This window comes from Geodermatophilus sp. SYSU D00698 (assembly GCF_054050335.1).
Window position 1 is genome coordinate 1 of record NZ_JBJGZD010000041.1, and the last position, 9,913, is coordinate 9,913.

Sequence of the window (9,913 nt, forward strand, 5' to 3'; positions counted from 1 at the left end):
GCCGTCCGCGCGCGGACGGCGGGACCGGGCCGCTGTCGCGTCTAGAGGTACTGGCCGCCGCCGGGGCGGTGCTCGGGCGTGCCGCCGGGCAGCGCCCGCCCGCGCCGGATCTCCTCCAGCTGGGCCCGGGCGGCCATCTGCTGGGCGAACAGCGCCGTCTGGATGCCCTGGAAGACGCCCTCCAGCCAGCCGACGAGCTGGGCCTGGGCGATCCGCAGCTCGGCGTCCGACGGGGTCTCGCCCTCGCCGAAGGGCTGGGTGATCCGGCGCAGCTCCTCGGACAGCTCGGGCGCCAGGCCCTGCTCGAGCTCCTGGACCGACGAGGTGTGGATGTCCCGCAGCCGGGCCCGGCTGGCGTCGTCGAGGGGCGCGGCGCGGACCTCCTCGAGCAGCTGCTTGATCATCGTGCCGATCCGCATGACCTTGGCGGGCTGCTCGACCATCTCGCCGACGGTGGGCGGGCCGTCGCCGTCGCCGTCCGGGCCGCCGGTGGGCACGGGCATCGCGCCGACCGGACGCCCGTCGGGACCCACGACGACGACCTGCTGCGGACGCTCCATGCCGTTCCCCGGTGCCGTCATGCCTCCATCCTGCCCCTCGCCGTCACCGGCTGAACGCCGGGCGGCGGGGGCCGGGTGCGGCGGCGGTCCGGGTGCGGCGCCCAACTAGGGTCGCCCGCATGCACCCGGGGGAACCACGGCTGGACGTCGCGCGCGTCCGCGGCCTGTTCCCCGGCCTCTCCGACGGCTTCGTGCACACCGACGCCCCCGGCGGCACGCTGATGCCCGAGAGCGTCGTGCACGCCGTCTCCTCGGCGATGCGGGTGCCGGTGGCCAACCGCGGCGGGGTCTTCCCGTCCTCGGCGCGCACCGAGGGCCTGGTGGCCGCGGCGCGGTCCGCCGTCGCCGACCTGGTGGGCGGGGTGTCCACCGGCGTCGTCCTGGGCCCGAACACCACCTCGCTGGTCTACGCGGTCGCCCGCGCGCTGTCCCGCACCTGGCGCTACGGCGACGAGGTGGTGGTCAGCCGCCTCGACCACGACGCGAACATCCGGCCCTGGCTGCAGATGGCCGAGCAGGTCGGCGCCGTCGTCCGCTGGGCCGAGGTGGACATCGAGACCGGCGAGCTGCCGGCCTGGCAGTACGACGACCTCATCACCCCCCGCACCCGCCTGGTGGCGGTGACGGCGGCCAGCAACGCCATCGGCACGCGCCCCGACGTCGCCGCGATCGCCGCCCGCGCGCACGCCGTCGGGGCGCTGGTCTTCGTCGACGCCGTCCAGGCCGCGCCGCACGTGTACCTCGACAAGGCCGCCCTGGGCGCGGACTTCCTGGCCGTGTCGGCCTACACCTGGTGCGGTCCGCACGTGGGCGCGGTGGTGGCCGACCCGGCCCTGCTCGCCGAGCTCGCCCCCGACCGGCTGCTGCCCACGCCCGACCGCGTCCCCGACCGGTTCGAGACCGGCACGCCGCCGTTCGAGCTCTACGCCGGGGTCACCGCCGCCGTCGACCACCTCGCCGGCCTGTGCGACGACGCCACCGGCAGCCGCCGCGACCGGCTGCGCGCCTCCATGGCCGCCGTCGCCGCGTACGAGACCAGCCTGTTCGACTGGCTGGACCAGGCGCTGCGGGCCATGCGGCACGTCCAGGTGGTCGGCTTCCCCGAGCACACGACGCCGACGCTGTCGTTCACCGTGCCCGGCATGCGCCCGCGGCAGGTGGCCGCCGAGCTGTCCCGGCGCGGCATCTGCGCCTGGGACGGCGACTTCTACGCCCGCGAGCTGTTCGACGCGCTCGGCGTCAACGAGCTCGGCGGCGCCGTCCGGCTCGGGCTGGTGCACTACAACACCGCCGAGGAGGTCGGCTACGTGGTCGACTCGGTGGCGGCGCTGCGGGGCGCGCTGCTCTAGGCGCCGTCCCTACGCGTCGGGGAGCAGCAGCACCTTGCCGATGTGCTCGCTGGCCTCGACGACGCGGTGCGCCTCCGCCGCCCGCGACATCGGCAGCCGCCGGTCGACGATCGGCCGGACCACCCCGCGCTCGACGTCGGGCCACACCTCCGCCCGCACCGCGGCGACGATGTCGGCCTTGCCGCCGGGGCCGGTCGGCGGGCGCGAGCGCAGCGCGGTGGCCGCCACCGACGCCCGCTTGGCCAGCAGCTTCGCGATGTCCAGCTCCGCCCGCGTGCCGCCCTGCATGCCGATGACCACCAGCCGCCCGCCGACGGCGAGGGCGTCGACGTTGCGGGCCAGGTACTTCGCGCCCATGTTGTCCAGCACGACGTCGACGCCCGCGCCGTCGGTCTCCTCGCGCACCCGCTGGACGAAGTCCTCGGACCCGTAGTCGATCGTCACCTCGGCGCCGAGCTCGCGGCAGAACTCGAGCTTGGCCGCGCTGCCGGCGGTGGTGAACACCCGCGCGCCGGCCCGGACGGCGAGCTGGATCGCCATCGTGCCGATCCCGCTGGACCCGCCGTGCACCAGGAGGCTCTCGCCCCGGCGCAGGCCGGCGAGCCGGAAGACGTTGGACCAGACGGTGCAGGTGACCTCGGGCAGCGCGGCCGCGGTGGCCAGCTCCACGCCGGCGGGGCGGGGGAGCAGCTGCACCGCCGGGACGGCGACCCGCTCGGCGTACCCGCCGCCGGCCAGCAGCGCGCACACCTCGTCGCCCACCGACCAGCCGGTCACGCCCTCGCCGACCTCGCTGACGATCCCGCTGCACTCCAGGCCGAGGACCTCGCTGGCGCCCCTCGGCGGCGGGTAGTGGCCGGCCCGCTGCAGCAGGTCGGCCCGGTTGACGGCGGTGGCCGCGACGTCGACGACGACCTCGCCGGGACCGGCCACCGGGTCGGGCACCTCACCCCAGCCGAGGACCTCGGGGCCGCCCGGTCCACTCGCGATCACCGCACGCATGCCCCCGACCCTAGGAGGACCCTCCCGCGAGCCCGCTCCCAGGAGCTCGGTGCGGGCGCCACCGGCGCCGTGGCGCCGGAGACGGTGAGGCAGCGCCCGCCCCCGGGCTCGCCCACCAGGTCGGCGAGCACCCCGCCCAGTGCCCGCCGCGAGACGTGCATCCCCTCGGTGTCCCCGGCCGGCGAGGTCGCGGCCGGCTCGTCGCCGTCGGTGAGGTACACCGGCTGCACGATCGTCCAGTCCAGGCCGCTGTCCCGGACGACCCGCTCCTGCCGCTCGTGGTCGGCGATCTGCGGTCGCAGCAGGAGGGCGAACACCAGCCGGGCCGACAGCGGCAGCCGCCCCCGCGTCTCCCCGACGCCGTAGGAGGACTGGACGACCAGCCGCGCGACGCCGTGCTCCCGCATCGCGGCGACCACCGCGGCCGTCCCTCACGAGCGGACGTCGAGCGGGGTGCCGCGGCTGCCCAGCAGGCGCACCCGCAGCGGGTGCTCGCTGATGCCGAGGGCCACCACCACGGCGTCCTGCCCGCGGACCGCCCGCGCCACGTCCCCGGGTGCCGTGGCGTCGCCGTCCACGGCCCGGACGCCGGGTCGCCCCGCGTACGCGGCCGACGCCCGCCGGGCGAACGCGGTCACCTCCCGTCCCTGCCCGGCCAGCGCCTCCACGGCCGCCCGTCCGGATCCACCCGTCGCACCCACCACCAGAACGCGCACGTCCCTGCTCCTCCCGGTCCCGCCGGCGCCCGTCGCCGGTCGCCGTCGACACTGGCGGCCGGGGCGGCCGGAGCCCATGACCGCGCGTCCGCGGACGGTGCCCGTTCGTCCGGTGGACCTGGACGCCCGGTGCGCACGTCAGCAGGCTGGGACCGTGCACGCGGACGCCGTGAACGACGGGGACCACGCCCGCCCCTGGGCGCCGGTCGACCCCCTCGGCGGCGTGCTGGCCGACCTCCGCATCCGCGGCACCTTCCACTGCCGGGCGGAGGCGACCGCGCCGTGGGGCCTGGAGATGCCCGCTCTCGCCGGGTGCATGAGCTTCCACGTCGTCACCCGGGGCAGCTGCCTGCTCGAGGTCGACGGCGAACGGCACGAGCTCGGCGTCGGGGACCTGGCCCTGGTCCCGCACGGGCGCGGGCACCTGCTGCGCAGCGGCCCCGGGGCGCCGGTCGCCGGGCGCGCCGACCTGCTGCCGCAGCGGTACCTGGGCGACCACTGCTCCGTCCTGCGGCTCGACGGCGGTGGCCCACCGGCGGCGACGGTGTGCGGGGTGGTCGAGCCCGACCGGCCCGGCGCCGCCCACCTGCTCGGCCTGCTCCCGCCGGTCCTGCTGGTCGACGCGTCGGACCCGGCCCGGACCGGCTGGCTGCCGCTGCTGCTCCGGGTCCTCGCCGACGAGGCCGCGGTCGACCGGCCCGGCGCCGAGGCCGTGATCACCCGGCTGGCCGACGTCGTGGTCGTCCAGGCCGTCCGGGCGTGGCTGGACACCGCGGCCACGGGCCCGGGGTGGCTCCGGGCCCTCCGCGACCCCCAGGTGGGGCGGGCCGTGGCGTCGCTGCACCGCGAGCCCGGCTCGGCCTGGACCCTGACCCGGCTGGCGCGGGAGGCCCGCATGTCGCGCTCGTCGTTCGCCGCCCGGTTCACCCAGCTGGCCGGCGAGCCGGCGATGCGATACCTGGCCCGCTGGCGGATGCACCTGGCCACGGTCGCGCTGGGACAGGGGGCGCGGGTGGGCGAGCTGGCCGGGAGCCTGGGCTACGAGTCGGAGGCGGCGTTCTCGCGCGCGTACAAGCGGATCGTCGGCGTCCCGCCGACCGCGGCCGGTGCGGCCGCGCGACGCTCCTGAGGTCGGTCCCGGCGCCGTCCAAGCTGGCCACAAGCCCGTTGCAGGGGCCGGGCGGCACCGTCCCCACCGTGACCACGACGAGCACCCCTCCGACGAGCACCCCCACGACGACGTCCCGCGCCCCCGGCCGCCGCGCGCCCGCGCGCCGCGGCCCGGTCCGCTCCCTGGGCGACCACGCGCTGCTGCACCGGGCGCTGCGCTCGGGCACCCGGGTGGTCGCCGAGGCCCTGACCGGCATCGCCTTCGACGAGTCCTGCTGCCCCGAGCGGCAGCGCGAGCTGGTCCGCTGGACGAGCGGCGTGCTGGCCGAGGTCCGGGCGCACGCGGTGCTGCGCCGGCGGCTGGAGGCCACGGTGTCGCGCGTCGTGCTGCCCGGCGGGGGCCCGGACGTGCGCCGCCCCGGTGGTGACGCCGCCCTCGACGAGGCGCTCACGCGGGCCGTCCTGGCGCTGCCGCTGTTCGCCCGCGACGTGAGCGCCGGCGCTCCCGCCCTGGCCCTCGCGCTGACCGACCTCGCCGACCTGGTCGCCGCCCGGCTGGACGCCGAGGAGGCCGTCGTGCTGCCGCTGGTCGACGAGCACGTGTCGGCCGCCGAGCGCGGCCGCGCCGAGCGGGCCGCCCGCCGGGGCCTGCCCGCCGGTCAGGCGCTGTTCACGCTGCCGTGGCTGCTGGACGCCTGCCACCCCGCCGAGCGGGTCACGGTGCTGGGGACGGCCTCCCGCCCGGCCCGGCTGGTCCTGCGGTTCGCCGGCGCACGCCACGGGCGCACCCGCGACGCCGTCCTCGGCACGCCCTGGTGACGCCGGGGACGGCAGCGGGCCGGCTCCCCGGGAGGGGAGCCGGCCCGCTGTGGACGACCGCTAGGCGCGGGCCTTGAGGTCCTTGCGCAGGATCTTGCCGGCCGCGGACTTGGGCACCTGGTCGATGAACTCCACCGCGCGGATCTTCTTGTGCGGGGCGAGCCGGCTGCCGGCGAAGTCCATGACGTCCTGCTCGGAGATCTCCGCGCCGGGTGCCTTGACGACGAACGCCTTGGGCAGCTCCTCGCCGCTCTCCTCGTCCTTGACGCCGATGACGGCGGCGTCGGCGATGGCCGGGTTGCTCAGCAGCACGGCCTCGAGCTCGGCCGGGGCCACCTGGTAGCCCTTGTACTTGATCAGCTCCTTGACCCGGTCGACGACGGTGTAGCAGCCGTTCTCGTCGACGACCGCGACGTCGCCGGTGTGCAGCCAGCCCTCGTCGTCGAGGGTCTGGGCGGTCGCCGTCGGGTTGTTGAGGTAGCCCTTCATGACCTGCGGGCCGCGGACCCACAGCTCCCCGCGCTCGCCGGGGGCGGCGTCCGTGCCGGTCTCCGGGTCGACCAGGCGGCACTCGGTGTTGGGCAGCGCCAGGCCGACCGAGCCCTTGGGCACCTCGGTGACGCCCTCGGGCAGCCGGGTGGCGTCCGGGGTGGTGTGCGAGACCGGCGACAGCTCGGTCATGCCGTAGCCCTGCGCGACGACGACGCCGTCGGCGGCGCCCTTGCGCAGCCGGTCCTGGGCGGCCTGGGCCAGCGCCTCGTCCAGCGGCGCGGCGCCGGAGGTGATGCTGCGCAGCGAGGACAGGTCGAACTGGTCGACCATCGGGTGCTTGGCCAGCGCCAGCACGATGGGCGGCGCCACGAACGCGCGGGTGATCTTCTGGTCCTGGATCGTGCGCAGGAACTGCTCGAGGTCGAACCGCGGCAGGGTGACCACGGTGCCGCCCCACTGCAGGCCCTGGTTCATGAGCACGGTCAGGCCGTAGATGTGGAAGAACGGCAGGACGGCGATGATCCGCTCGTCGCCCTCGACCAGCTCCACCAGCGGACGGGACTGGCTGACGTTGGCCACCAGGTTGCGGTGGGTGAGCATGACGCCCTTGGGCAGGCCCGTGGTGCCGCTGGAGTAGGGCAGTGTGACCAGGTCGTTCGCGGGGTCGATGTCGACCTCGACCGACGGGGCGTCGCTGGTGATGAGGTCCAGCAGCGAGGCGTGGCCCTCGGCGCCGTCCATGACGATGACCTCGTCGACCGGCGTCTGCTCGGTGGCCTCGAGCGCGCGGTCGAGGAACGGCGAGACGGTGACGAGCACCTTGGCGCCGGAGTCCTTGAGCTGGTAGGCGACCTCGTGGGCGGTGTAGAGCGAGTTGATCGGGCTCATCACCAGGCCGGCGCGGGCGATGCCGTGGAAGACGACCGGGTACCACATGGTGTTGGGGCACAGCACCGCGACGACGTCGCCCTTGCGCAGCCCGCGGGCGGCGAGGGCGGCCGCGACCCGGTCGACGTAGGTGGCCAGCTGGCCGTGGCTGATCGAGTCGCCGGTCAGACCGTCGACGAGCGCGGGCGCGTCGGGGCGCGAGGCCCCGCCGGCGAGGACGAACTCGGGTACCGACTGGTCGGGGATCTCGACGTCGGGGTAACGACTGGCCAGAGCCACGGTGCTCCTCCTCAAGGCGTGCGTAGTGGCGTCAGTCTCACACCCCCGGTGTGTCGCGCGACACGCGGGTTACTCGCCGGTCACCTCGGCCAGAGCACCGACTGGGTGCACCGGAACAGCGCGAGGGTCCTCCCGGCGTCGGAGGCGACGACGGCGTCCCACACCTGCGTCGTCCGGCCGGCGTGCACGTTCGTCGCCACCGTCCGCAGCCGGCCCTCGCGGAGGGTGCCGAGGAAGTTGCTCTTCAGCTCGATGGTCGTGAACCCGGCCGACCCGTCCGGCAGCAGCGCGCGGGTGGCCAGGCCGCAGGCGGTGTCGGCCAGCGCGACGACGGTGGCCGCGTGCAGGTAGCCGTTGGGCGCGAGCAGCTCCGGGCGCACGTCGAGGGCGGCCTCGAGCCGGCCCGGCTCGTGCGCGGTGACCGTCAGCCCGATCAGCCCGGGCAGGGTGCCCGGCAGCAGCGCGTTGAGCTCGTCGGCGGTGAGGAACCCGGGAGCGGCCATGGCCGCGACCGTAGCGCCGCCCGAGCGGGGGCCCCTGAGCGTCAGGGGGCGGCGGAGTCGGCCCGCGTCCGGCGGAAGCGGCGACGGTGGGTGCGGACCCGCTCGCCGTCGGTGCGGCGGCGCAGGTGCAGCCGCTCGCGGTGCGCCTCGGCCGAGTGGACGACGGTGACCGGGCACGGCGCGTGCAGCACGCACTGCAGGCCCGTCGAGCCGAGCAGCACGCTGGAGAACCCGCCGTGCCCCCGGCTGCCGACCACCAGCAGGTCCGCGCCCTCCGACTCCCGGACCAGCCCCTCGGCGGCCGAGCCGAGGACGGCCGTCACGTGGATCACCGGGTGCGGCTCCGGGACCTCGCGGAGCACCTCCTCGACGAACGCCTCGGCCCGCTCCACCGCCGCCGCCTCGGCCCGGTCGTAGTGGACGTCGCCGACCACGTCGAAGTCCATCCACGCCTCGGGCGGGCGGTACACGGTGACCGCCTCGACGGGCACGCCCCGGCGGACGGCGTCGTCGAGGGCGAACCGCAGCGCGGCCCGCGCCCCCGCCGACCCGTCGACGCCCACCACCACCCGCGGCCCGTGGGCCCGGGACTCCTCGACGCCTGCGGCCTGCTCGGTCATGACGGCCTCCCCGGCACCGTCCCCGCGGGACCCGGCGCCCCGGCGGGCGACCCGAGCATGATCCCTCCGGCCGCCCGGCGGAAGGGCCCTCCGCCGCGCCCGGTCGGCTCAGGCCAGGCCGCGGGTGGTCCGCGCCGGCGGACGGTCGCCGCGGATGGCGGCGACCATGTCCAGCGTCTGGCGGGTCGCGGCGACGTCGTGGGCGCGGAACACGCGGGCGCCCAGCCACGCGCTGACCGCCGTCGCGGCGAGCGTGCCGGTCAGCCGCTGCTCCAGCGGGACGTCGAGGGTCTCCCCGACGAAGTCCTTGTTGGACAGCGCCACCAGCACCGGCCAGCCGGTGGCCACGAGCTCGCCGAGCCGGCGGGTGGCCTCCAGCGAGTGCCGGGTGTTCTTGCCGAAGTCGTGGCCGGGGTCGACCAGCACCCGATCGCGGTCCACGCCGGCGGCGACCGCGGCCTCGGCCAGCGCCGTCGTCCGCGCCACGACGTCGGCCACCACGTCGTCGTACCGGACCCGGTGCGGCCGGGTCCGCGGCGGCAACCCGCCGGCGTGCGTGCAGACGATGCCCGCGCCCGCCTCGGCCGCGACCTGCGCGAGCTCGGGGTCGACCCCGCCCCACGCGTCGTTGACGACGTCCGCCCCCGCGGCGAGCACCTCCCGGGCCACCTCGGCCCGCCAGGTGTCGATCGAGATCGGCAGGTCCGGGTGGGCGGCGCGGATGGCGGCGACCAGGTCCACGGTGCGGCGGATCTCCTCGGCGGGGGAGACCTCCGCGCCCGGGGCGGCCTTCACCCCGCCGACGTCGACCACGTCCGCGCCCTCGGCCACCACCCGGTCCACCCGCTCCACCGCGGCGGCGAGCTCGTAGGTGGCCCCGCGGTCGTAGAAGGAGTCCGGCGTGCGGTTGACGATCGCCATGACCACCAGCCCGCCGTCGGGCACGTCCCGCCGGCCCAGTCGCAGCACCCCGTCGCCTCCGTCCCGGCCGATGTGGTGGAGTCAGCCAACCAGACCACCGGCGGTCCGGACCGAGCGACACAGGAGGACAGGCGATGGCGCAGACCACCGTGGACGGCGTCGAGGGCGTGCAGGGGCTCGTGGGGCGGCACCTGGGCCACAGCGACTGGGCCGAGGTCACCCAGGAGCAGGTGCAGCAGTTCGCCGACGCGACCGGCGACCACCAGTGGATCCACGTCGACGTCGAGCGCGCGAAGAAGGAGAGCCCGTTCGGCGGGCCGGTGGCGCACGGCTACCTGACGCTGTCGCTGGTCCCGTCGCTGCTGCCGCAGATCGTCGAGATCACCGGCTTCCGGATGGGCGTCAACTACGGCACCGAGAAGGTGCGCTTCCCCTCGCCGGTGCCGGTGGGCAGCCGCGTCCGCGCCGGCGCGACGCTGGCGTCCGCGACGCCCTTCGACGGCGGGGTCGCGATGAACATGGACGTCACCGTCGAGGTCGAGGGCCAGACCAAGCCCGCGATGGTCGCCACCGTCGTCTACCGCCGCTACCTGTAGGCCGGGCGGTGCGCTCCCGCGGACGCGCGCGGGTCGGCCTGGGTGCCCTCGGCGTGCT

Annotated in this window: 10 protein-coding genes and 1 pseudogene; 4 read left to right on the top strand and 7 right to left on the bottom strand. The window is 76.3% G+C overall.

Features of this window, described 5'->3' with window-relative positions:
* Positions 1 to 41: 41 nt before the first annotated feature.
* Positions 42 to 581, bottom strand: coding sequence for a bacterial proteasome activator family protein (locus tag ACI8AB_RS22420; protein ID WP_456951950.1), 540 nt, complete (start codon positions 579 to 581; stop codon positions 42 to 44).
* A gap of 98 nt (positions 582 to 679) precedes the next feature.
* Between ACI8AB_RS22420 and ACI8AB_RS22425 the strand changes: the two genes are divergently transcribed.
* On the top strand, positions 680 to 1,909 hold the full coding sequence (locus ACI8AB_RS22425) for a cysteine desulfurase-like protein (protein ID WP_387990536.1): 1,230 nt from the start codon (positions 680 to 682) through the stop codon (positions 1,907 to 1,909).
* Between the two features lie 9 nt (positions 1,910 to 1,918).
* Here the strand turns inward: ACI8AB_RS22425 and ACI8AB_RS22430 are convergent, their stop codons facing one another.
* Together ACI8AB_RS22430 and ACI8AB_RS22435 are read right to left on the bottom strand one after the other, a co-directional pair.
* Complete coding sequence (locus tag ACI8AB_RS22430) at positions 1,919 to 2,911, bottom strand: NAD(P)H-quinone oxidoreductase (RefSeq protein ID WP_456951951.1); 993 nt, start codon at positions 2,909 to 2,911, stop codon at positions 1,919 to 1,921.
* Positions 2,899 to 3,705: pseudogene (locus ACI8AB_RS22435) on the bottom strand (NAD(P)-dependent oxidoreductase). Before ACI8AB_RS22435 ends, ACI8AB_RS22430 begins: the two are co-directional and overlap by 13 nt.
* A 76-nt stretch (positions 3,706 to 3,781) precedes the next feature.
* On the opposite strand from ACI8AB_RS22435, the gene ACI8AB_RS22440 reads away from it, so the two are divergent.
* Both ACI8AB_RS22440 and ACI8AB_RS22445 read left to right on the top strand, forming a co-directional pair.
* On the top strand, positions 3,782 to 4,756 hold the full coding sequence (locus ACI8AB_RS22440) for an AraC family transcriptional regulator (RefSeq protein WP_456951952.1): 975 nt from the start codon (positions 3,782 to 3,784) through the stop codon (positions 4,754 to 4,756).
* Between the two features lie 68 nt (positions 4,757 to 4,824).
* Positions 4,825 to 5,556 carry a hypothetical protein gene (locus tag ACI8AB_RS22445; protein ID WP_456951953.1) on the top strand — a complete coding sequence of 244 codons (732 nt, stop codon included), beginning with the start codon at positions 4,825 to 4,827 and terminating at the stop codon, positions 5,554 to 5,556.
* A gap of 60 nt (positions 5,557 to 5,616) precedes the next feature.
* On the opposite strand, the gene ACI8AB_RS22450 is transcribed toward ACI8AB_RS22445, so the two are convergent.
* From ACI8AB_RS22450 to folP, 4 genes are all read right to left on the bottom strand, one after another.
* Complete coding sequence (locus tag ACI8AB_RS22450; protein WP_456951954.1) at positions 5,617 to 7,215, bottom strand: AMP-binding protein; 1,599 nt, start codon at positions 7,213 to 7,215, stop codon at positions 5,617 to 5,619.
* Between the two features lie 80 nt (positions 7,216 to 7,295).
* Positions 7,296 to 7,718, bottom strand: coding sequence for a PaaI family thioesterase (locus ACI8AB_RS22455; protein ID WP_387990519.1), 423 nt, complete (start codon positions 7,716 to 7,718; stop codon positions 7,296 to 7,298).
* 41 nt (positions 7,719 to 7,759) lie between these two features.
* Positions 7,760 to 8,338, bottom strand: coding sequence for a universal stress protein (locus tag ACI8AB_RS22460; protein ID WP_456951955.1), 579 nt, complete (start codon positions 8,336 to 8,338; stop codon positions 7,760 to 7,762).
* 108 nt (positions 8,339 to 8,446) lie between these two features.
* Positions 8,447 to 9,307: a dihydropteroate synthase gene (gene folP / locus ACI8AB_RS22465; protein ID WP_456951956.1), complete on the bottom strand. Its 861-nt coding sequence runs from the start codon at positions 9,305 to 9,307 to the stop codon at positions 8,447 to 8,449.
* Between the two features lie 86 nt (positions 9,308 to 9,393).
* Here folP and ACI8AB_RS22470 point away from each other — a divergent pair, with 86 nt between their 5' ends.
* On the top strand, positions 9,394 to 9,855 hold the full coding sequence (locus ACI8AB_RS22470; protein ID WP_456951957.1) for a MaoC family dehydratase: 462 nt from the start codon (positions 9,394 to 9,396) through the stop codon (positions 9,853 to 9,855).
* The last annotated feature ends 58 nt before the right edge of the window (positions 9,856 to 9,913 follow it).

Excerpts from the sequence above, each read along its gene's own strand:
- ACI8AB_RS22430 (WP_456951951.1), bottom strand. The coding sequence starts at position 2,911 with ATGCGTGCGGTGATCGCGAGTGGACCGGGCGGCCCCGAGGTCCTCGGC.
- ACI8AB_RS22420 (WP_456951950.1), bottom strand. The coding sequence starts at position 581 with ATGACGGCACCGGGGAACGGCATGGAGCGTCCGCAGCAGGTCGTCGTC.
- ACI8AB_RS22425 (WP_387990536.1), top strand. The coding sequence starts at position 680 with ATGCACCCGGGGGAACCACGGCTGGACGTCGCGCGCGTCCGCGGCCTG.
- ACI8AB_RS22460 (WP_456951955.1), bottom strand. The coding sequence starts at position 8,338 with ATGACCGAGCAGGCCGCAGGCGTCGAGGAGTCCCGGGCCCACGGGCCG.
- ACI8AB_RS22470 (WP_456951957.1), top strand. The coding sequence starts at position 9,394 with ATGGCGCAGACCACCGTGGACGGCGTCGAGGGCGTGCAGGGGCTCGTG.
- ACI8AB_RS22455 (WP_387990519.1), bottom strand. The coding sequence starts at position 7,718 with ATGGCCGCTCCCGGGTTCCTCACCGCCGACGAGCTCAACGCGCTGCTG.